The following is a 20,899-nucleotide window of genomic DNA, read 5'->3' as shown; positions in this document are numbered from 1 at the left end:
GTTCTGCTTCTCCGTGGTTCGCGGGGGCGGGCGGTCGGCCCTGGAAGGTGCCGGTCAGCCTTTGAGGTCGGTGGCGCGGCCGTCGCGGGTGACGGCGACGTTGCGGGGCACCTCGACGCGGAACCTGGCCTCGCAGTCGGCGAGTCCGGTGCAGCCGGCGTGCAGGTCGAGGGTGCCGTCCTCCAGCGTCCAGCTGAGCTTCTTGCTGCCGAGCTGGGCGCCGGTGTCGAACCACCGGGTGACCTTGACGTCGGTGCGGTCGGCGGGGATCAGGTCGGTGGGGTTGCCGTGCGCCTTGACGTCCAGGGTGGTGCCGGTGAACGCGAAGGTCTGCTCCTCGGGCTTGGCCTTGGAGGCGTCGGCGCAGCCGGTCAGCGGCAGCACGGCGGCCACCGCGAGGGCGAGCAGGGCGGTCTTCGGGTGCAGGCGTCGGTTCACCGGTTCCTCCGGGCGGCTCGATCGGGTACGTCCCCGAGCCTCGCCGATCCGCGTGCGGCTGCCATCTGCCGTTCGGCAGATATCCGGTGACGTCTCGTCAACACGCGCGGGCGCTACCGGCGAACGGGTGACGCCGGGTTCGCCCTGGTCGACAGGGAGCTTGTCCGGCAAGGGCTGCGAGGGTGCGTCCGCCGCCCGCCGCCGCATCGGCACCGGCCATCGGGCCCGACGGCGCGCCCGGCCCGGACTACGGTGGCCCCGTGCCCGAGCAGCCGGACCGGACTCGACCCGGAGGAACCATGTCCCGTAACGCCAAGGCGATCGCCGCGCTCGTCGTCGGCATCGTCGCCGTGACGGTCGGGGCCCCCATGCTGGCCGACATGTCCGCCGGCGTCGCGGCCCACCGGAAGGCCCCGCCCGGCGTCACCATCGACTTCACCGGTCCGGGCGACGCGGTCGGCGCCGGCTTCGCAGGCACCGGCGCGGCCAAGGACACCTCCGGCACGCAGGTCGGCACCGCGCACAACCTGTGCAACGCGGACGCGATCCAGAACCGCTCGGCCGGCACCCTCTGCACCGCAGACCTGGCCTTCGACTCCGGCGACCGGGTCGCCTTCACCGTCGTCATCCCGACCGACGACCCGACAACCACCGCCTACCCGAGAACCTTCGACGGCGTCGTCACCGGCGGCACCGGCGCCTACCGGGGCCTGACCGGCGCCGTCCACTTCGCCAACACCGCCACAGCCGTCTACCAGCTCACCTGGGACACCTGACCACCAACACCCCACACCCCACCCCGAGTTCGCCCACCTCGGCGGCACGTCGATGCTCGAACTGCTCGACCAGGCCCGGGCGGAGACGCACCACCAGCGGAGCGTCCAGTTCCTGCTCCGCCGAGGGGACGGCCGCACGGCCCGGGCGCGGGCCGGGACGTAGCTGTGCGAAGGCGTCTCCTCCTCTTCCTGAACGGCCTCGGCCCGAGTTTCGTCGCGGGCAGGTGGGTGAGGTCGCGTATTCCCGGGGGCGCGGTGAATTTCGCGGTCGGCGATCGTTCCTGCTCTACCGTCCGCCCGGCGTGAGCCCGTTCTCGTGGGCGATGATCGCCAGGTGGACGCGGTCCCGGGCCTCGAGCTTGGCGAACAGGCGCGCGACATGGGTTTTCGCCGTCGCCGCGCTGATCACCAACCGCTCGGCTATCTCGCCGTTCGACAGCCCCTGTCCGACCAGGGCCAGCACCTCGCGCTCCCGGTCGGTGATCCCCGCGATGAGACGTGGGCCCGCGGCGGGCCCGGTGTCCGGCGCGGAGGCGGCGGATGCTGCGGGCGCGGCGGGGGCGGCGGAGGTACCGGCGAAGTCGGCGATCAGCCGTCGGGTGACGCTCGGCGCGATCAACGCGTCGCCGGCCGCCACCACGCGGATCGCGTCCAGGATCGCGTCCAGGGCCATGCTCTTGAGCAGGAATCCGCTGGCGCCGGCGCGCAGCGCGCCGTAGACGTACTCGTCGTCGTCGAAGGTCGTCAGCACCAGCACCTTGGGCGGGTCCGGCTCGGCGGTCGTCTGCCGGGTCGCCTCGATCCCGTCCATGCCCGGCATCCGGATGTCCATCACCACGACGTCCGGCCGCAGCTCGCGTGCCAGGCGCACCGCCTCGTGGCCGTCGCCGGCCTCGCCGACCACCTCCAGGTCGGTGGTGCCGCCGATCAGCATCCCGAGTCCGACCAGCATCAGGGGTTGGTCGTCGGCCAGCAGCACTCGCACGCTCATGCCGGGAACCTCGCCGTCACCCGGAACCCGCCCTCCGGACGCCGGCCCGCGCTGAACTGGCCGGACAGCAGCGACACCCGCTCGCGCATGCCGAGCAGGCCGAAGCCGCTCCCGCCGGCCGCCACCGCGGGCCTCGGCCGGCCGGGCCCGCCGGGACCGTCGTCCACCACCTCGATCGTCACTCCTGTCGGCTCGTAACCCACCGCGACCCGGCACGTCCGCGCGCCGGAGTGCCGCACGACGTTCGTCACCGACTCCTGGACGATCCGGAACGCCGACAGCTCGATCTCCGGCGGCAGTTGACGCTGCTCGCCCTGCCAGGCCACCTGGACCCGCACCCCGGCGTCGGCCGTCCGTTCGGCGAGCCGCGGTATGTCGGCCAGGCTGCCGGCCGGCGCCAGCGGAGCGGCCCCCGGCATGGCGTCATCCGGCTCGGCGCGGCGGAGCGCCCCGAGCATGCGCTGCAGTTCGAGCAGCGTCTCCCGGCCGGTGGTCTCGATGCCGGTCAGCGCCTGCCGCGTCTGCTCGGGCTTGGTGTCCACGACCCGCGCCGCCGCTCCCGACAGCACCGTGATGATCCCGATGCTGTGCGCGACGCTGTCGTGCAGCTCGCGGGCGATCCGCAGCCGCTCGGCCATGACGGCGCGGGCCGCCTTCTGCTCGTGCACGGCTCCGAGGTATTCGCGGCGTTTGCGGTGCACCCCTCCGAAGACCCAGGCGGCCGCGAACCACAACGCGAACTGTCCGGCCCACTGGATCGCGTCGCCGAGCTTCTCCCCGGGGTAGACGTGGAGGTTCTCGACGAACACGGCCGCGACGGCCGCGACGGAGCCCACGGCGGCAGCCTTCGGCCGCCGGACGGCGAGGTACCCGGCCAGGACGACGAGCAGGACGAACACGATCCAGGGCCGCACGCCGACGAGGTGGCCGAGGACCGATTCGCCCAGGATCACCGCGAAGACCGCCCCCGGCCGACGGCGCGTCAGCAGAACCGGAAGGGCGAGCACGATGCACAGACCGATCATCTGCAACTCGGAGGGCCCGCCGGGAAACCGGAACAGGTCTGCGTGGTGCGGAATCTGAGCGATCGACCAGATGAGCATCACCGCGTAGAAGCAGGCGGTGGCCAGCACCACGGCCTGTTCCGTCAGCCAGGTCATGCGCTCGGATGTCGAGAGACGCCGGAGAAGCTCTTCCATGCGGAGATCGTATTGAGCCGCACAGGCTCCGCGCGTCGCCCCGGGGATGTACGCGGGTACACCCCCGAGCCGAGGGCCCGGGGAACAGTGACATCCACCGGCCGACGCGACGGTTCACGCTCTGTTCGTAGCTTCGTGGCATGACGAATCCGCCGATGGTCGACATCCGCGAGGCGACGAAGAAATTCGACAACGGCCCGCCGGCGCCGGCCGGTGCGACCTTGTCCGTGGCGTCCGGCAACAGCGCCGTTGCGGGCCGGCAGTCCGCGCGGAACCGGCGCCGTTTTCCTTGCCGGTGGCCCGAGTTGGCGCTCATCGGCTGCGGAGTCGCAGTACTCGCCTGGGCGTTCGTGCTCTTCGTCGCCCTGCCGTCCACGACGACCGCCGCGCATTGGTCGGCCGCCTGGGCCGGGCTGGACGTCATGGAGGCGCTCGGCTTCATCGCCACCGGGGTCCTGGCAGCGCGGGGCGATCTCCGACGGGTCCTGTCTGCCGCGGCCACCTCGGTGCTGCTGCTGGTCGACTCCTGGTTCGACCTGATGACAGCGGGGCCCGGCCGCGATTTCGCCGTGGCGCTGGCCATGGCGTGCTTCGGCGAACTGCCGCTTGCGGTGGTCTGTGCGGTCGTCGCCTGGCGATCGCTCCGAGTTCCGACACCAACCGTCGATCACTGAAAGACAGAGGACCCTCGATCATGAATCTTCGTACTGCGCTCGGTCGGCCCGGAGCGCGCTGGGGGTTGACCGCGGCGGCGGCCGGCACCGCGGCCCTGTCCTGGTGGATGTTGGACTCCGCCCCCTATCCGTACGCGCAGCGCTGGCTGCTCGATCTGCCCCTGCCGCTGCTCAGCCAGGAGCGGCTCGACTCGATGCTGGAGCTGCGCCGCGGCGAGCGAGTCCTGGAGGTCGGACCGGGTACGGGCCTCCAGGCTCTGCGGACCGCCCCGCAGCTGGGCCCCGACGGTCGACTGGATGTCGTCGACATCCAGCAGGAGATGCTCGACCACGTGATGGGCCGGGCCGCACAGCTCGGTGTCACCAACATCGCGCCGACCCGGGCGGACGCCCACCACCTGCCGTTCGAGGACTCCGTGTTCGACGCCGCCTACCTGGTGACCGCCCTGGGCGAGATACCGGAGCCGGACGTGACGCTGACGGAGCTGAAGCGGGTGGTCAAGCCGACCGGGAGGATCGTGGTGGGCGAGTTCTTCGACCGGCACCAGGTGCGGCGCACCACCCTGGCCCGCCATGCCAATGCCGCGGGGCTCCACGTGACCCGGCTGATCGGCCCGCCGTTCTCCTACTACGCCCGGCTGACGCCGTGCCGACCGCACGGAGCAGGGAGCCGCTGACACTTGCACGCGCCCACCACCGACGACGGCGACGGCAACGGCCGCGGTGGAGCCGACCGGTCCGCCCGGATGCGTTGCAGAGGGCATGCCGCACCGCGATGCCCACTTCGTCGTCGGTGTGGGATGGGGAGAGGGCCGGCCAGGCCAGTCGCCGGGCCGGCGCGCCCGGCAGGGCGAACAAGCCCTCCTGCGCACCCCGATGTCCGAGCAGGTCGGCGGTCGACGCTTGGCGCTCGCCGCTCGGCGGTCGGGCCGGTACTGGGCCTCCTGGGAGCATGCCCGCTCATCGCGCAGCCGGAGGGCGCCGAGTTCCTGCCACGGGCGGCCGAGGTGATCGCCCGCAGGGCCGAGCAGCTCTGGCGCGAGTACCTGCCGGCCGTCGACCGGGCCGCGGCCGCGCAGCCGGACCTCGCGGCGCCGACCCGACAGCGGTCCGACCGCGACGAAGGGCGACCGCACGAACACGCCGACAAGTGTTTCGGCCCGCCGCACCTCCTCACCCCCGCTCCCGCTCGCCCTTCCCGCCCCCGTTCCCGCCCTCCGCGACGCCCGGACTCGCGCAGGTCGGCCCTCCGCCCCGACGCTGGAATGTGAAGGAGGCGTGAATCCATGATCACCGAACAACAGATGCGTTCCGTGCTGCACCACCCCGTGCACGATGCCGAAGGCAACCGGATCGGCACCGCGGACAACCTCTTCCTGAACGACGCGACCGGCCGGCCGGAGTGGGTCAGCATCAAGACCGGACGCCTCGCAGGCGGCCAGTCCTTCGTCCCGATCCGCGACGCCGAAGTGGTCGGCAACCACCTCCAGGTCCCGTTCGCCAGAGACAAGGTCAAGGACGCCCCGCACGTGGCCGTGGACCGCGGCGGACACCTCTCCGAACAGGAGGAACGGCGGCTGTACAGCCACTACGGCATCGACTGGGACGACGCCTGGAGGACCGCCAACGAGCCCGGCGAGGGCGGCTGGGCGCACCGCGACAGCGGCAGCGCGGCCACCACCGGCAGGACCGAACGGGCTGAACGGGCAGAACGGGCAGAACGGGCTGAACGGGCCGAGCGGACCGAGTCGGCGGCCATGCCGGGCACCGGCCGGGAATCCGCCGACACCTCCCGCATGTCCGGCACCCGGATCACCACCACCAGCGGAGAAGGCACCACCGGCGCGGCAGCCACCGGCGTACCGACCACCAGCGACCGCACGCGGGCCGCACGCGCAGACGACCGCGTGGGCGACCGCGTGGGCGACCGGGCGAGGGACGACGTGATGACCCGCTCCGAGGAGCGGCTGCAGGTCGGCGTCGAACGGTACGAGACCGGGCACGCCAAGCTGCGGAAGTACGTCGTCACCGAGGAGGAACAGCGGACCGTACCGATCCGGCACGAAGAGGTCCGGGTCGAACGGGAGCCGATCACCGAGGCCAACCGGGGCACGGCGATGTCCGACGAGCCGATCGCCGAGGCCGAGTACGACGTCGTCCTGCACGCGGAACGCCCGATCGTGCGCACCGAGGCCGTGCCGGTCGAGCGGGTGCGCCTGGTGACCGAGGAGCACATCGAGCAGCGCACCGTCACCGGCGAGGTCCGCAAGGAACGCATCGAGGCCGACCTGTCCGACACCACCACCTCCCGCCCGACGACCGACCGCCGCAAGGGCGACATGGCCTGACCACCTGCCGGCCCGGGCCGCGACCGGCCGAACCGGCCCAGACCCGGCCCCGAACAGGCCGAACCGGCCGAACCGATCGGGTCGGCCGCGGCCCCGGACCGTCAGGTGTGCGGCGCGCAGAAATCGATCACGTCGCAGTCGAACACGTCGCAGTCGATCGCGTCGGTACTGAATCAGGTCGGTACCGGATCACGTCGGTACTGGATCACGTCGCAGCAGAACGCCTCGAGCCGAGCCACCGCCCGGCCGCTGTGGTCAGTTGGTCGGATCCCAGAGTCCGGCCGCGTCGCCGCGGGCGAGGTGCTCCGCGTAGATGTCGACCTTGCGGGAGATGACGGCGCGGCAGTCCTCCAATTCGCGGATCCTGGCGTCCACGCGCTGTCGGTGGGCGTCGAGGAGCGCGAGGCGCTCCGCCTCGTTGCCGGGGCCGGAGCGGACCAGGTCGGCGAAGCGTCGCAGCTCGGCGAGGGGCATCCCGGATTCCCGGAGTTTGACGCAGATCAGCAGCCATTCGACGTCGAACGCGGTGTATCTCCGCCGGCCGCCGGCGGTGCGTTCGACCGGGCCGATCAGCAGCCGTTCGCGCTCGTAGAAGCGCAGCGTGTCGATGCTGAGTCCGGTCCGCCGGGCGACTTCGCCGATGCTCAGCGGCTCCGTCGCGGTCTCGGTGGCTGCCATGGCGGCCAGCCTAGGCCCTGGCGAGCCGCGACTTGATCTGGACCTCGCTCCAGCTCGTAGCGTCCTCGTCATGAACCGTTCCGAACAGCTGCCGCTCAACTCGCCCTTCTCCGCCGCCAGTAGCGCCCGTGACGTGCTGGCGGGCGTCGATCTGTCCGGCCTGCATGCCGTGGTGACCGGCGGCTACTCGGGTCTCGGGCTGGAGACCGTCCGTGCGCTGGCCGCCGCCGGGGCCCGGGTGGTGGTTCCGGCCCGCCGTCCGGAGGTGGCGGGTGGCGTGCTCGCGGAGGTCGCGGGGTGCGAGGTGGTCCCGATGGACTTGGCCGACCTGGGCAGTGTGCGCGCCGCCGCGGCCCGGATCGCCGAGACGCTTCCGCGGATCGACCTGCTGATGGCGGTCGCCGGTGTCATGGCGACTCCCGAGCGGCGGGTCGGGCCCGGCTGGGAGTACCAGTTGGCCGTCAACCATTTCGGGCACTTCACCCTCGTCTGCGAGCTCTACCCGCTGCTCGCGGCCGCGGCCGGCGCCCGTGTGGTGGTGAGCAGCTCGGCCGGCCACGCCCTGACCGGATTCCGCTGGCACGACCCGCACTTCGGCACGGGCTACGACAAGTGGCTGGCGTACGGCCAGGCGAAGACCGCCAACTCGCTGTTCGCCGTGCACCTCGACGCCCTCGGGCGCGGCGACGGCGTCCGGTCGTTCGCACTGCACCCCGGGAAGATCATCACGGGGTTGCAGCGGGAGATGACACTCCGGGAGCAGGTCGACCGCGGCTGGGTGGACGAGCGCGGGGCCGTGATCGGCGCCGGTTTCAAGACGGCGTCCCAGGGCGCCGCCACCGGCCTGTGGGCCGCCACTTCGCCGCTGCTCGCCGGTCTCGGCGGGCTGTATCTGGAGGACTGCGAGGTCGCCGTCGCCGCCGCCCCGGGGACGCCGATGGACGACGGCGGCGTCCGCGCCCACGCCGTCGACCCGCTGGCGGCCGAGCGGCTGTGGGAGCTCTCGCTCGCGGCGACGGGCGCCCGGCCGATCTCCGGCTGACGCCGCCCTCCCGCGGCCGCGCGCCACCCCCGGGGTCGACCCCGGTGCACGCGTGACACCGCAGATGGGGGATCGTTGGAGTTCACACGAACGATTTTCCGGGGCCCGTTCCCGGAGCACGAGAACGAACGAAGGAGACCCTCATGATCTTCATCGCGGTGAAGTTCACCGTCCGCCCCGAGCAGAGCGACAAGTGGCTGGACCTGGTCGCCGACTTCACGGCCGCCACCCGCAACGAGCCCGGCAACCTGTTCTTCGAGTGGTCGCGCAGCGTCGACAACCCGCACCAGTTCGTCCTGCTGGAGGCCTTCGCCGACGACGAGGCCGGCTCGCAGCACGTCAACTCGGCGCACTTCAAGGACGCCATGGAGAAGATGTCCGGCGCCGTCGCCAGCATCCCGGAGATCGTCAACATGAAGGTCCCCGGCAACGGCTGGTCCGAGATGGCCGAGGTCCAGCCGCGCGGCTGACCTTCCGGTCCGTATCGGGCGCCGTCGGTACGATCCGGACGACGAGGATTCGCGCCGGGGGCGCCCGGGACGCCGGCGAGGTCGCCCGGCTCCACACGTCGGGCCGGCAGCACGCGTACCCGGGGCCGATGCCCGCCGGATACCTGGCGGGGCCGCTGCCGTCCGAGCAACACGCCCTGCCGCAGCGGAGATTGAGGGACCGCCAGGCCGGGAATCTCGCACCGCCGGCGAACGGCCCGGCGATCGCGGCGGCACGTCACCGGGCGCCGACGACCCGTCTCACCCGGGTTCGACCGGCCGATACGGCTGCTGATCACGGCTGAGCTGGAGGGCCCGGTCGACGATCCGCCACGAGACGCGGTGCCTGCTCAGCGCCCACGCCTCGGACCCGTGCCGGGCGCCGTCCACCCACTCCCGGAGCCCCGGCAGCGCCAGCTCGCGCAACGTCCGGCGGGCGGAGACCCGCTCGCCGCTCGGGACGGGCGCGACGGCGATCCAGACGCTCGACCACCAGTCGGGGGGCAGGCCGGTGCCGTAGTTCGAACCGGTCGACGGCATCCACGTGGCCTGAAGCACGGTCCCGTCGGCCCCGGGGAGGTCGGCGAAGCTGAGCCGGAGCGCATCGGACGGCGTCTCGCCGAGCACGGAGCAGATGTCCGTCGAGCTGAGCGGCCACGAGAGGTGCCGCGGCAGGCGGCGGTTACGAGCTGGCACCCGCCCGAGGATGGCAGACAACCTGGGGAAACGCCCGAGAATTTCCGCACGGAGGCGGTGACGCCCCGTCAGCCTCCCGGACCTGCCCCGGGCCCGACCCGGGCCGCGGCCGGTTCCCCGGGTCACAACTTCGCGACGCCGTCGATCAGTCGGCCGAGTTCGGCGTCGGTGTTGTAGTAGTGCACGGAGGCCCGGACCACCTCGGACGGCTTCTGCGTGCGGAGGTCGAACCTGGCCCCGGACGGCCGGGAGACCGAGGCGGTCACTCCGGCGGCCCGCAGCCCGTCCACCAGGTGCTGGGCGTCGCAGCCTTCCTTGGTGAAGGTGACGATGCCGCTGCGGACCTGTCCGCGGTCGTGGACGCGGACGCCGTCGAGCCCGGTCAGGCCCGCCCGCAGCTGTTCGGCGAGGGTGTCGATGCGCCGGCGGATCGGGTCGAGGCCGAGGTCGAGGGTTTCGTCGACGGCGGCGCCGAAGCCGAGCAGGGCGGCGACGCCGCGTTCCCAGGTCTCGAAGCGGCGGGCGTCGGGGCGGACCTCGAAGCTGTCGGGGCCGGTCCAGGTGGCGGCACGCAGGTCGATCTGCGGCGGGTCGAGCTCCGTCACCACCTCCCGATCGACGTACAGGAAGCCGGTGCCGCGCGGGCCGCGCAGATACTTGCGGCCCGCGCCCGACAGCAGGTGGCAGCCGATCTCCCGGACGTCCAGCGGGAGTTGGCCGGCCGACTGGCAGGCGTCGAGCAGGTAGAGCGCGCCCGCCCGGCGGGCCAGTGCGCCGATCTCGGCGGCGGGCTGGACCAGGCCGTCGTAGGTCGGGACGTGGTTGACGGCGACCAGCCGGACGCCGCCCCGGCCGAGCATCTCGGCGAGCGCGTCGAGGTCGACCTGCCCGTGCTCGTCGTCGGGGATCGGTTCGACGGAGACGCCGTGGCGCTGCTTGGCCTGCAGGAACGCCAGGCCGTTGGACGGGTATTCGCTGCGGGAGGTGAGGATGCGGTCGCCGGGGCGGAACCCGATGGCGTAGAACGCCATGTCCCAGGCCCGGCTGGCGCTGTCCATCAGGGCGATCTCCTCGGGCCGCGCGTTCAGCAGGCGGGCCACCGAGGCGTACACGGCCTCCACCCGGGCGTCCTCCCGGGCGGCCGCGACGTAGCCGCCGAGGCGGGCCTCCAGGTGCAGGTGGTCGACGACGGTGCGGGTGACGTGTTCGGTGTGCAGGGCGGAGCCGGCGTTGTCGAAGAAGGCGCTCTCGGTACAGCCGGGCGTCTGTGCCCGCAGGTGCGTGATGTCCATGGTGCGTGCCAACTCCCTGTCGGGCCGGGGTAGTAGCGGCGCCGCGCCGTCGTTCCGGGCAGCCCCAGTGCTTCTTGTACCCCGCACACCACGGCAAGCATGCCGGGTTCACCCGGTTCCCGGCAGGACACGGCCGCACACGCCAGGCCGGTGACGTCACCCACGAGCCGTCAGGAGCCGTCACGAGCCGTCAGGAGCTGTCAGGGGCTGTCACGGGCCGTCCGGGAAGTGGCAGGCGGCGGTGTGGTCGACGCCGGGGGCGGCGGGGGCGACGGGCGGCAGTTCGGTGGCGCAGCGGGTGCGCTGTTCGGGGGCGAGGGCGGCGTGGACGGCGCAGCGGCTGCGGAACGGGCAGCCGAGGTGGCGTTCGGCGGGCGACGGCGGGTCCCCGGCCAGCAGCAGGCGGGGGCGGGCGCGCTCGGCGGCCGGGTCGGGCAGCGGGACGGCGGCGAGCAGGGCGCGGGTGTAGGGGTGCCGGGGCCGGGCGAAGACCCGTTCCACGGTGCCGGTCTCCACCGTGCGGCCCAGGTACATCACGCTCACCCGGTCGGCCAGGTGGCGCACCACGGACAGGTCGTGGGAGACGAACAGGTAGGCCAGGCCGAGTTCGGCCTTCAGCTGCTGGAGCAGGTTGAGCACGCCGGCCTGCACGGAGACGTCGAGCGCGGAGACCGGTTCGTCGAGGACCAGCAGGTCGGGGCGGACGGCGAGGGCGCGGGCGATGGAGATCCGCTGGCGCTGGCCGCCGGAGAACTCGTGCGGGTAGCGGTCGGCGTGCGCCGGGTCCAGGCCGACCTGGCGCAGCAGTTCGGGGATCCGGCGGCGGGCCTCGGCGGCGGGGGTGCGCTGCGCGAGCATCGGTTCGGCGATCACGTCGCCGACCGGCATCCGCGGGTCGAGGGAGGCCGCCGGGTCCTGGAAGACGATCTGGACGCGGGCCCGCAGCCGGTGCGCGGCGGCCCGGTCGAGTGCGGCGGTGTCCTGCCCCAGCAGCTCGATCCGTCCGCCCTGCGGGGCGGTCAGCTTGAGGATCTCGTACAGCGTGGTGGACTTGCCGGAGCCGGACTCGCCGACCAGGCCGAGGGTTTCGCCGCGCCGGATGTCCAGGTCGACGCCGTCCACGGCGAAGGTCTCGCCGATCCGGCGGCGCAGCAGGGAGCCGCGGTAGCGGGGGAAGCTGCGGGTGAGGCCGGTGACGGTGAGCACGCTCTCGCGTTCCGCGCGCGGCCGGTCCTCGGCGGCGGCGGGCACCGCGGGGACGGGGTAGACCTCGGCGGGCGCGGGCCGGGTGGCGGCGAGCTGCGCCGCGCGCACGCACGCGGCCAGGTGTCCGTCGTCTCCGGCGAGTTCCGGTTCGGCGGTGCGGCAGCGGTCCTCGACCAGTGGGCAGCGGTCGGCGAACGGGCAGCCGGGGCCGTGCAGTTCACCGGCGGCGGGCGGGCGGCCGGGGATCGGGACGAGCGCGCCGCTGCGGCCGTCGAGGCGGGGGACGGCGCCGATCAGGCCGAGCGTGTAGGCGTGCCGGGGCGCGGTGAACAGGTCGTCCACGGGGGCGGTTTCGACGATCCGCCCGGCGTACATGACGGCGACCCGGTCGGCGCTGCCGGCGATCACCCCGAGGTCGTGGCTGACCAGCACCAGGGCGGCGCCGGTCTCCCGCTGGGCGGTGCGCAGCACGTCGAGGACCTGGGCCTGGATGGTGACGTCGAGGGCGGTGGTGGGCTCGTCGGCGAGCAGGATGTCGGGGTCGTTGGCCACCGCCATGGCGATCATCGCGCGCTGCCGCATGCCGCCGGAGAACTCGTGCGGGAAGGCGTCCAGGGCGCGGGCCGGGTCGGGGATGCCGACCAGGTCGAGCAGGTCGGCGGCGCGTTTGAGGGCGGCGGCCCTGCCGACGTCCTGGTGGACGCGGACGGCTTCGGCGATCTGGTCGCCGATCCGGTAGACGGGGGTGAACGCGGACAGCGGGTCCTGGAAGACCATGGCGATCCGCCGGCCGCGGATGTCCGCCAGCTGCCGGGCGGGCAGGCCGACCAGTTCCTGGCCGTCGAGGCGGACGGAGCCGCCGATCCGGGCGGCGGCGGGCAGCAGGCCGAGCACGGCGAGCGCGGTGACGGACTTGCCGGAGCCGGACTCGCCGACCAGGCCGAGCGTCTCGCCGCGGCGCAGGTCGAGGTCGACGCCGCGGACCGCCGGGTGGTCCCCGAAGTCGACGGTGAGGTTGCGGACGGCGAGCAGCGGGGTGGTCAAGGGGTGCTCCGGCGCGAGGTGGTGACGGATCGGCGGCGGCGGGTGCTGGTGGGGTCGAGGGCGTCGCGCAGGCCGTCGCCGACCAGGTTGACGGCGAGCACGAACAGCACCAGCAGGCCCGCGGCGAAGTAGAACAGCCAGGGGAAGACGGGGGCGTCGGCGGCGCCGGCGGCCAGCAGGGTGCCGAGCGAGACGTCGGGCGGGCGGACGCCGAAGCCGAAGTAGGACAGTGCGGCCTCGCTCATCACGGCGCCGCCGACGGTGATGGTGGCGTCGATGATCAGGAACGAGGAGACGTTCGGCAGGATGTGCCGCCAGATGATCCGGAACGGTCCGACGCCCATGAACCGGGCGGCGACCACGAATTCGCGCATCCGCAGCGACCGGGTCATCGAGCGGATCACCCGGGCGGTGATCATCCAGTTGAACACGGCGAGCAGCAGCACGAAGGCGATCCAGCCGCTGCCGCGCAGCCGCGGCGAGATCACCGCGATCACCAGGAACGCCGGGAAGATCAGCATCAGGTCGACCAGGAACGTCAGCAGCCGGTCCGTCCATCCGCCGAAGTATCCGGCGCACGCCCCGACCAGGGAGGCCAGGCCGGTGGAGAGCACGGCCACCAGCAGGCCGATCACCAGGGACTTCTGGAGGCCGCGGACGGTCTGTGCGAACACGTCCTGGCCGAGGCCGTTGGTGCCGAACCAGTGCTGTGCGGACGGGGGTTGACGGAGCGCGGTGTAGTCGGGGGTGGCGTAGTCCCAGGGCGTGAGGTAGGGCCCGAGGAACGCCAGCAGGAACAGCAGGACGAGGACGACCAGTCCGAGGAGCGCTCCGCGGGAGGCGGCGAGGCGGGCGGCGGCCAGCCGCAGCCGCCCTGCGGGCGCCCGTTCCGCCGAGGGTGCCGGTTCGGTCGGCTCCAGCAGGTCCGCGCTCATGCCGTCCTCACTCGGGGGTCGAGCGCGGCGTGCAGCGCGTCGGCGAGGAAGCCGGCGGCGAGGACGACGACGGCGGCGAAGAGGTTGACGGCGACGACGGAGTTGACGTCCTGTTCGTTGACGGCCTGGATGAACCACTCGCCCATGCCGTGCCAGCCGAAGATGGTCTCGGTGAAGGCGGCGCCGGTGAACAGGCCGAGGAAGGCGTAGGCGAACATCGTGGTCATCGGGATGATCGCGGTGCGCAGGCCGTGTTTGATCAGGGCGCGGCTGCGGGTGAGGCCCTTGGCCTGGGCGGTGCGCAGGTAGTCCGCGCCGAGGACGTCGAGCATGGTGGAGCGCTGGTAGCGGCTGTAGGTGGCGAGTCCGCCGAGGGCGAGCGACAGGGTGGGCAGCAGCAGGTGCAGGCCCCAGTCGGCGAGGTGGGCGCCGAGGCCGCCGGACAGGTTGGGCGTCTCGTAGCCGGTGAACGGGACGACGTCGTGGCCGGCGGCGTTCTTCGCGGCGATCGCGCCGTTCTTGAGCAGCAGGGCGAGCAGGAACACCGGGGTGGAGAGCAGCACGAAGGAGAGCACGGTGAGCGCCCGGTCGGAGAGCCGGTACTGCCGGACCGCGCTCCATGCGCCGGCGGCCACGCCGAGCAGCATGCCGAGCACGCTGCCGACCAGCAGCAGGCGGAGCGACACCCAGATCCGGCGGCCGAACTCGTCGTTGACGGAGGTGTCGTGGATGGTGCGGCCGAGGTCGGCGTGCAGCAGGACGCCGTCCGCCCAGGTGGCGAAGCGCTCGACCACGGGGGTGTGGTCGTTGAGGTTGAGCGCGGTCAGCTGCCGGTCGACGGCGGCGGCGGAGGGCCGCGGCTGCTTGGCCTCGAAGTAGGCGCGCGGGCCGAGGGCGGTGCCGGTGAGCGCGTAGGCCAGGAACACCGCGGCGGTCAGCAGCACCACGTAGTAGCCGAGCCGCCTGGCCAGGTAGCCCGTCACGGAGCGCCTCCGGCGTGGTTCGCACACCTGCGGAACATGGTCATTTGCCTTCGCTAGTACGGACTTTGACGCACTTTTGCGCAGCAGTTGTACGCCACGCTCGCCCGGCCCGTCCAGAGTCGGGGACGCCTGCGGTTCGACCGGTCCGGCGAACCTGCTGGTCACAGCTGATCAGACGGGTACGGACGGGGTATTGCGGCGGTGTTTCGCTCCGTTTCGTTTCGATCAGTTCCGCGCATCACCCTGGTGGGAGCGGCTGATGGGCTGTTACGTTCGGCCCGCCGGCACCGACTTGGCTGCCCACGATCAAGCGTCGCCACACCTGACGACGACCGCCGACTCTTCGAGACCCGAGGACTCCGCCGATGCACACATCGCCCGCCACCCGCCGAATCGGCCGCGCCGCCGCCGCTGCCCTCGCCGCGCTCCTGGCCGCGACCGCCTGCAGCAGCCAGGGCGGCTCGGCGGACGTCGCCAAGACCGTGGTGCCGACCGTGGACGCCGAGGACAACAACCCGCAGCCGCTGGAGAACATCAAGGACGGCGGCGAGCTGCGCGAACCGCTCCAGCAGTGGATCACCCAGTGGAACCCGTACCAGGTCGACGGCAACTACGGCGACGCGGTGGAGATCATGGGCTACGTGGAGGCCAAGATCTTCCGCGTCGACGCCAAGGGCGCCTACCACCCCGTGCCCGAGTACCTGGTCTCCGCGGAGGTCACCTCCACCTCGCCGCAGGTGGTGACGTACAAGCTCAACCCGAAGGCGGTCTGGTCCGACGGGACGCCGCTGTCCTACCGGGACTTCGAGGCGGTCTGGAAGGCCTCCAACGGCAAGGACCCGGCGTACAACCTGGCCGACCCCGCCGGCTACGAGCAGATCTCGGGCGTCGAGCAGGGCGCCGACGCCGGCGAGGTGAAGGTGACCTTCTCGGAGCCGTACGCCGACTGGCAGAGCCTGTTCCGGCCGCTGCTGCCGGCCTCCGGGCTGTCGACCCCGCAGGCGTTCAACGAGGGCTGGATCGAGAAGGTCCCGACCTTCGGCGGCCCGTTCGTGGTCTCCACCATCGACAAGACCGCACAGACCATCACCCTCACGCCCAACCCCCGCTGGTGGGGCCCGAAGCCGAAGCTGGACCGGATCACCTTCCGGGTGCTGGACGCCGCCGCGATCACCCAGTCGTACCTCAACAACGAGATCGACTTCGCCTCCGCGGGCACCGCCTCCTCCTACGGCCAGCTCAAGGACGCCAAGGACTCGGTGATCCGCACCGGCACCCCGTGGGACGAGGTGCACATCTCCTTCGGCAGCAACGGCGCGCTCGCCGACCAGAAGGTCCGGCAGGCGCTCGGCCGGGCACTGGACCGCGCCTCGCTGATCAAGATCGCCAACAAGGGCGTCCCGATCGAGTTCAAGCCGCTCGACAACCACCTGTTCATGACCAACCAGAACGGCTACAAGGCCAACTCCGGCGACTGGGCGACGTACGACCCGGCGACCGCCAAGAAGTGGCTGGACGAGGCGGGTTGGAAGGACTCCGGCGGCACCCTCAGCAAGGACGGGCAGCCCCTGGAACTCCACTACGTGATGAGCGACGGCTCCAACCAGACCCAGGTCGACCTGGCCAGCGCGGTGCAGAACATGCTCCAGCAGGTCGGCGTCAAGCTGACCATCGACAAGGTGCCCAGCAAGGAGTACTTCACCAAGTACATCGACCAGGGCAAGTTCGACCTGGCCAGCTGGCGCAACACCGACTCCTTCCCGCTCTCCAAGACGGTGGCGCTGTTCCGCGCCCCGCAGGGCGACAACGTGTTCGGCAACTACTCGAAGCTGAGCACCCCCGAGATCGACTCCCTGCTGCGCAAGGCCGCCGGCACCCTCGACCCGGCGCAGGCCGCCGCCCTCTACAACCAGGCCGACACGAAGATCTGGGAACTCGGCCACACCGTCGAGCTCTACCAGCGCCCCAGCATCGTCGCGATCCGCAAGGGCCTGGCCAACTACGGCGCCAGCAGCCTCGCCGACGTCGTGATCACCTCGGTCGGCTGGCAGAAGTGACCGACGATGCCCCGTCACGACCACCGTCGTGACGGGGCATCGACCCGTGGGCCGCACGGGGGCTACTTACTGCCCTTGAAGTCCTCCAGGGCCTGCCGGACGGTCGCCGCCATGTCCTGGCTGCCCACGTGCCCGGAGTCGTCGAAGATGTGCAGCTTCGCGTCCGGCCACGCCTTCGCCAGCTCCCACGCGGTCTGCGCCGGGCAGCCCATGTCGTACCGGCCGTGCACCAGCACGCCCGGAATGCCCGCCAACTTGTGCGCCCCGCGCAGCAGTTGGTCCTCCTCCAGCCAGGCGCCGTGGCTGAAGAAGTGCGAGCAGATCCGGACGAACGCAATCCGGTCGTCCATCTCGCGGTCGCTGTACATGCCGGGGATGCCGTTCGGCTCCCCCTCGATGACGGCGTCCTCCCACGCCAGCCACTCGTTCGCGGCCTGCTCGCGGACCGCCCGGTCCGGGTGCTCCATCAGCTGCGCGTACGCCGCCAGCAACCGGTAGACGTCACCGCCCCGTTCGCTCTCCGGCACACCGTCGCGGAACCGGTCCCACGCCTCGGGCCGGAACCCGCCGACGCCCCGGTACAGCCAATCCGTCTCGGCCCGCCGGGTGGTGGTCACCGCCTGAATGACGATCTCGCTGACCCGCTCCGGGTACTGCTGCGCGTAGGCCAGGATCAGCGTCGACCCCCAGGACGCGCCGTCCAGCAACCACCGCTCGACACCGAGGTGTTCGCGCAGCCGCTCGATGTCGTCGATCAGGTGCCGGGTGGTGTTCAGCGCCATGTCCGCCGCCGGATCACTCGCGTGCGGCGTGCTCAGCCCGCAGTTGCGCTGGTCGTAGCGGATCACCCGGTAGGCCGCCGGGTCCCACGCCCGGGTCGGACGCTTCGGGAAGCCCGCCCCGGGCCCGCCGTGCACGTACAGCGCGGGCTTGCCCTCGGGGTTGCCGAGCTGTTCGTAGTAGATGCGGTTGCCGTCTCCGGTGTCCAGGAAACCACTGTCGTAGGGGTGCATCGGCTCATAGAGATCAACCATGACCGTCGATCCTAGGCCGCCGCCCGCCCCACCACCCGCCATTTTTGACCGCCCGTCAGCTCCGGTGCTTCACCCACAGCAGAACGCCGCACTGTTCCCCCGGCGCCGCCGGTGCCTACGCTGGAGGGGTGAGCACTCAAGAGCGGAACGAAGCCCGAGTCATCCCGCTGCGCCCGCAGCAGCCCGCGCCGAAGGAACCGCTGTGGCGCGACCTGGTAGGCGGCGTGCTGCGCCGCGAACGACTGGCCCAGCAGCGGACGTTGAAGGACGTCTCGGAGGCGGCCCGGATCTCCATGCCCTACCTTTCGGAGCTGGAGCGCGGCCGCAAGGAGGCCTCCTCGGAGGTCCTCGCGGCCGCCGCCCACGCCCTCGGCCTCGACCTCGGCGACCTCCTGTCGCTGGCCCAGGGCGACCTCGTCCGCCACTCGCAGACCCGCCGCGCCGCTCCGGCCGCACCGTACAACGGGCTCTGCCTGGCGGCCTGATCGACGTCGGACGGCCGGTCCGGCGGCGGTGTTCCACTGCCGGACCGACCGTTCGCGTCAGGCCGGCCGCGTCAGGCCGGCCGTTCGCGTCAGGTCGGGAGGATTCGTCGGTTCAGGACCTGGTCGGCCAGGCCGTAGGCGACCGCCTCCTCGGCGGTGAACACCTTGTCCCGGTCCATGTCCGCGCGCAGCGCCGCCGCGTCGTGGCCGGTGTGCCGGGACAGCACCTCCTCGACCTGGGAGCGGATCCGCAGCATCTCCTTCGCGGCCAGGCTCAGGTCCGAGACCGTCCCCTGCCGCCCGCCGCTGGCCGGCTGGCCGAGCAGCACCCGGGCGTGCTGGAGCACGAACCGCCGCCCGGGGTCGCCGCCGGCCAGCAGCACCGCCGCCGTGGACGCCGCCTGCCCGACGCAGAAGGTCGAGATCGGTGACTGGACGAAGGTCATGGTGTCGTAGATCGCCATCAGCGAAGTGAACGATCCGCCGGGCGAGTTCAGGTAGATCGCGATCTCCTCGCCCGGGCTCGCCGACTCCAGGTGCAGCAGCTGCGCGATCACCACGTTGGCGACGCCGTCGTCGATGTCGGTGCCGAGGAAGATGATCCGCTCGTTCAGCAGCCGGCTGAACACGTCGTAGGACCGCTCGCCCTGCGCGGTGCGCTCGACGACGTAGGGAACCGTGTACGAGCCCATGTCACAGCCCCATCCGTCGACGGTTCGCGGCCGGGCGGATGTCGGCCAGCGACTCCACCACCTGGTCCACCATCCCGTACTCCATTGCCTGTTCGGCCGTGAACCAGCGGTCGCGGTCGCCGTCCCGGGCGATGGTCTCCTCGCTCTGACCGGTGTGCGCGGCGGTGATCCGCTCGATCGCCTGCTTGGTGTACTCCAGGTTCTCCGCCTGGATCGCGACGTCCGAGGCGGTGCCGCCGATGCCCGCCGACGGCTGGTGCATCATGATCCGCGCGTTCGGCAGCGCGAACCGCTTGCCCGCCGTGCCCACCGTCAGCAGGAACTGCCCCATGCTGGCGGCGAATCCCATCGCCAGCGTGGAGACGTCGTTCGGGATCAGCCGCATGGTGTCGTAGATCGCCAGGCCCGCCGTCACCGACCCGCCCGGGCTGTTGATGTACAGGCTGATGTCGGTGCGCGGATCCTCCGCGGAGAGCAGCAGCAGCTGCGCGCACACCCGGTTCGCCGACACCTCGTCGACCTGGGTGCCGAGCAGGACGATCCGCTGCGCGAGCAGCTGCGCCGCGAGGTGGTCGTCGAAGCGGCTGGGCGGCGTGTCGCCGTCCTCCGCGCGGGGCTGGAACGAGTGGGGCATCGGGAGTCTCCTCCTCGGGGCGGGAGTTGCGTCGTCCACTCCACTGTTCACCCCGGACGGCCCCCGGCGAACGGTTCTCTGCCCGCCGCAGATTCGCCACCGGCAGAGCGTCCGGCAGGACACCGGAGCGCGGCCGGCCCGGCACCCGCGGGGCGTCGGACAAGGCGCCGGACCGCGGCCGGCCCGGCACCCGCGGAGCCGCCGGTCAGACCCCCGGGGCCGGCCGGACAGTGATCCCGTTGCGTCCCAGCAGCGCCGCCGTCACCCCGTCGCCCGGCACCAGCGCGCCTGCGAACGAGCCGTCGTACACGGCGCCCCGGCCGCACGAGGGGCTGCGGGGCATCAGCACCGCCTCCGTGCACCCGGCCCGCTGCGCGGCGAGCAGCGCCCGCTCGGCCCCCGCCACGAACTCCGCCGTCACGTCGTGCCCGCCGTCGTCGACCACCCGCGCGGTGCCGTCCAGCACGTCGTGCCCGTCCCCGCCGATCAGCTCCGCCGGGCGGCGCGGCGTGGCCAGCCCGCCCGCCACCTCGGGGCAGAACGGCACCGCCCGCCGTCCGTCGAGCAGCTCGGCGAGCGCGGGCGACGCCTTGTCCCGCCCGTCGAACCGGCACGGCACCCCACGCAGACACGCACTGACCAGAATCGCTTCCACCCGCCCAGGCTACCGGGCCCCACCGCCGCCCTGACCTGCGGGAACCCGCCCGGTCGGGCGCACTGCCGACGGGCCGTCAGGAGCAGATTCCGACGGATCGCCATTCAACGGACAATTGACATGCACTCGCAAAATCGGCCCGTGGCGGCACTACCGAGGGACGCTCCGCCCCTCCAGGATGAATGCCGCCCCGGCCCATCTGTACGACGTACCGTGCCGACGTCTCTCGCCCTCCCTACGGGCCGGTCGGAGCCTGCTGCCCGTGGTCCCTCCTCGACCGGACCCGGCCACGGGGCGAACGGAGCCATGCTCGCCCGGCCGCGCCTCACCGCCACTTGGCCGGGCCGCAGGCGCGAGCGGCACCTCACCCTGTAGGCCATGTGCGCCTCGGTCTCCGCCATCGCGTTCTTCGCCGTCGGCGGCGCGATCGTCGACCGCTTCGCGCCCTCCCCGCTCCGTCCCGAAACCGGCCCCGGTCCGACCTCCGGCCGCCCGCCGCCCGTCTCCGGGCAGCGATCGTCGGGCGGGGCCGGTTTCGGCTGACTAGGTCGT

General features: G+C 72.3%; 22 protein-coding genes. 9 read left to right on the top strand and 13 right to left on the bottom strand.

Features of this window, described 5'->3' with window-relative positions:
* Positions 1 to 54 precede the first annotated feature (54 nt).
* Positions 55 to 438 (bottom strand): hypothetical protein, encoded by a 384-nt coding sequence (locus ACIQF6_RS01590; protein WP_400888691.1) that lies wholly within the window; start codon positions 436 to 438, stop codon positions 55 to 57.
* Positions 439 to 737: 299 nt separating this feature from the next.
* Between ACIQF6_RS01590 and ACIQF6_RS01585 the strand changes: the two genes are divergently transcribed.
* A complete protein-coding gene (locus ACIQF6_RS01585; RefSeq protein ID WP_400888689.1) occupies positions 738 to 1,214 on the top strand; it encodes a hypothetical protein in 477 nt (158 codons plus the stop codon).
* Between the two features lie 286 nt (positions 1,215 to 1,500).
* Here the strand turns inward: ACIQF6_RS01585 and ACIQF6_RS01580 are convergent, their stop codons facing one another.
* Together ACIQF6_RS01580 and ACIQF6_RS01575 are read right to left on the bottom strand one after the other, a co-directional pair.
* The gene (locus ACIQF6_RS01580; RefSeq protein WP_400888687.1) at positions 1,501 to 2,205 is read right to left on the bottom strand and encodes a response regulator; all 705 of its coding nucleotides are present in this window, start codon (positions 2,203 to 2,205) and stop codon (positions 1,501 to 1,503) included.
* Entirely contained in the window at positions 2,202 to 3,404 is a 1,203-nt protein-coding gene (locus tag ACIQF6_RS01575) for a sensor histidine kinase (RefSeq protein WP_400888686.1), read from the bottom strand. The genes ACIQF6_RS01580 and ACIQF6_RS01575 overlap by 4 nt, the downstream gene beginning before the upstream one ends.
* Positions 3,405 to 3,544: 140 nt before the next feature.
* On the opposite strand from ACIQF6_RS01575, the gene ACIQF6_RS01570 reads away from it, so the two are divergent.
* The 3 genes from ACIQF6_RS01570 to ACIQF6_RS01560 all read left to right on the top strand — a co-directional run bounded on the left by ACIQF6_RS01570 (position 3,545) and on the right by ACIQF6_RS01560 (position 6,426).
* Positions 3,545 to 4,078, top strand: coding sequence for a hypothetical protein (locus ACIQF6_RS01570; protein ID WP_400888684.1), 534 nt, complete (start codon positions 3,545 to 3,547; stop codon positions 4,076 to 4,078).
* A gap of 20 nt (positions 4,079 to 4,098) precedes the next feature.
* The gene (locus tag ACIQF6_RS01565; protein WP_400888683.1) at positions 4,099 to 4,755 is read left to right on the top strand and encodes a class I SAM-dependent methyltransferase; all 657 of its coding nucleotides are present in this window, start codon (positions 4,099 to 4,101) and stop codon (positions 4,753 to 4,755) included.
* 609 nt (positions 4,756 to 5,364) lie between these two features.
* Complete coding sequence (locus ACIQF6_RS01560) at positions 5,365 to 6,426, top strand: YsnF/AvaK domain-containing protein (RefSeq protein ID WP_400888681.1); 1,062 nt, start codon at positions 5,365 to 5,367, stop codon at positions 6,424 to 6,426.
* Positions 6,427 to 6,681: 255 nt separating this feature from the next.
* Here the strand turns inward: ACIQF6_RS01560 and ACIQF6_RS01555 are convergent, their stop codons facing one another.
* Positions 6,682 to 7,104: a MerR family transcriptional regulator gene (locus ACIQF6_RS01555; RefSeq protein WP_400888679.1), complete on the bottom strand. Its 423-nt coding sequence runs from the start codon at positions 7,102 to 7,104 to the stop codon at positions 6,682 to 6,684.
* A 70-nt stretch (positions 7,105 to 7,174) separates the two neighbouring features.
* On the opposite strand from ACIQF6_RS01555, the gene ACIQF6_RS01550 reads away from it, so the two are divergent.
* Both ACIQF6_RS01550 and ACIQF6_RS01545 read left to right on the top strand, forming a co-directional pair.
* Complete coding sequence (locus ACIQF6_RS01550) at positions 7,175 to 8,146, top strand: oxidoreductase (RefSeq protein ID WP_400888677.1); 972 nt, start codon at positions 7,175 to 7,177, stop codon at positions 8,144 to 8,146.
* 143 nt (positions 8,147 to 8,289) lie between these two features.
* Positions 8,290 to 8,616, top strand: a complete 327-nt coding sequence (locus tag ACIQF6_RS01545) for a putative quinol monooxygenase (protein ID WP_400888676.1) — start codon at positions 8,290 to 8,292, stop codon at positions 8,614 to 8,616.
* 279 nt (positions 8,617 to 8,895) lie between these two features.
* Here ACIQF6_RS01545 and ACIQF6_RS01540 read toward each other — a convergent pair whose 3' ends face one another.
* The 5 genes from ACIQF6_RS01540 to ACIQF6_RS01520 form a co-directional block, all read right to left on the bottom strand.
* Entirely contained in the window at positions 8,896 to 9,330 is a 435-nt protein-coding gene (locus ACIQF6_RS01540; protein ID WP_400888674.1) for a hypothetical protein, read from the bottom strand.
* Between the two features lie 122 nt (positions 9,331 to 9,452).
* On the bottom strand, positions 9,453 to 10,622 hold the full coding sequence (locus ACIQF6_RS01535) for an aminotransferase class V-fold PLP-dependent enzyme (protein WP_400888672.1): 1,170 nt from the start codon (positions 10,620 to 10,622) through the stop codon (positions 9,453 to 9,455).
* A 210-nt stretch (positions 10,623 to 10,832) separates the two neighbouring features.
* Positions 10,833 to 12,872 (bottom strand): dipeptide ABC transporter ATP-binding protein, encoded by a 2,040-nt coding sequence (locus ACIQF6_RS01530; protein ID WP_400888670.1) that lies wholly within the window; start codon positions 12,870 to 12,872, stop codon positions 10,833 to 10,835.
* Positions 12,869 to 13,807, bottom strand: a complete 939-nt coding sequence (locus tag ACIQF6_RS01525) for an ABC transporter permease (protein WP_400888668.1) — start codon at positions 13,805 to 13,807, stop codon at positions 12,869 to 12,871. Before ACIQF6_RS01525 ends, ACIQF6_RS01530 begins: the two co-directional genes overlap by 4 nt.
* Positions 13,804 to 14,790 (bottom strand): ABC transporter permease, encoded by a 987-nt coding sequence (locus ACIQF6_RS01520; protein ID WP_400888666.1) that lies wholly within the window; start codon positions 14,788 to 14,790, stop codon positions 13,804 to 13,806. The genes ACIQF6_RS01525 and ACIQF6_RS01520 overlap by 4 nt, the downstream gene beginning before the upstream one ends.
* Before the next feature lie 365 nt (positions 14,791 to 15,155).
* Between ACIQF6_RS01520 and ACIQF6_RS01515 the strand changes: the two genes are divergently transcribed.
* A complete protein-coding gene (locus ACIQF6_RS01515; protein WP_400888664.1) occupies positions 15,156 to 16,847 on the top strand; it encodes an ABC transporter family substrate-binding protein in 1,692 nt (563 codons plus the stop codon).
* Positions 16,848 to 16,909: 62 nt separating this feature from the next.
* Here ACIQF6_RS01515 and pip read toward each other — a convergent pair whose 3' ends face one another.
* Positions 16,910 to 17,881, bottom strand: coding sequence for a prolyl aminopeptidase (pip, locus tag ACIQF6_RS01510; protein WP_400888663.1), 972 nt, complete (start codon positions 17,879 to 17,881; stop codon positions 16,910 to 16,912).
* 128 nt (positions 17,882 to 18,009) lie between these two features.
* On the opposite strand from pip, the gene ACIQF6_RS01505 reads away from it, so the two are divergent.
* A complete protein-coding gene (locus ACIQF6_RS01505) occupies positions 18,010 to 18,366 on the top strand; it encodes a helix-turn-helix domain-containing protein (protein WP_400888662.1) in 357 nt (118 codons plus the stop codon).
* A gap of 89 nt (positions 18,367 to 18,455) precedes the next feature.
* On the opposite strand, the gene ACIQF6_RS01500 is transcribed toward ACIQF6_RS01505, so the two are convergent.
* From ACIQF6_RS01500 to ACIQF6_RS01490, 3 genes are all read right to left on the bottom strand, one after another.
* Positions 18,456 to 19,058, bottom strand: a complete 603-nt coding sequence (locus tag ACIQF6_RS01500) for a ClpP family protease (protein WP_400888660.1) — start codon at positions 19,056 to 19,058, stop codon at positions 18,456 to 18,458.
* A 1-nt stretch (position 19,059) separates the two neighbouring features.
* On the bottom strand, positions 19,060 to 19,692 hold the full coding sequence (locus ACIQF6_RS01495; RefSeq protein ID WP_400888658.1) for a ClpP family protease: 633 nt from the start codon (positions 19,690 to 19,692) through the stop codon (positions 19,060 to 19,062).
* A 205-nt stretch (positions 19,693 to 19,897) separates the two neighbouring features.
* Positions 19,898 to 20,347, bottom strand: a complete 450-nt coding sequence (locus ACIQF6_RS01490) for a DUF523 domain-containing protein (protein ID WP_400888656.1) — start codon at positions 20,345 to 20,347, stop codon at positions 19,898 to 19,900.
* Positions 20,348 to 20,725: 378 nt separating this feature from the next.
* On the opposite strand from ACIQF6_RS01490, the gene ACIQF6_RS01485 reads away from it, so the two are divergent.
* The gene (locus ACIQF6_RS01485; protein WP_400888654.1) at positions 20,726 to 20,890 is read left to right on the top strand and encodes a hypothetical protein; all 165 of its coding nucleotides are present in this window, start codon (positions 20,726 to 20,728) and stop codon (positions 20,888 to 20,890) included.
* Positions 20,891 to 20,899: the final 9 nt, after the last annotated feature.

The organism is Kitasatospora sp. NPDC092948 (assembly GCF_044754805.1).
Taxonomy (GTDB): Bacteria; Actinomycetota; Actinomycetes; order Streptomycetales; family Streptomycetaceae; genus Kitasatospora.
This window is presented reverse-complemented; position numbering and strand designations above follow the sequence as displayed.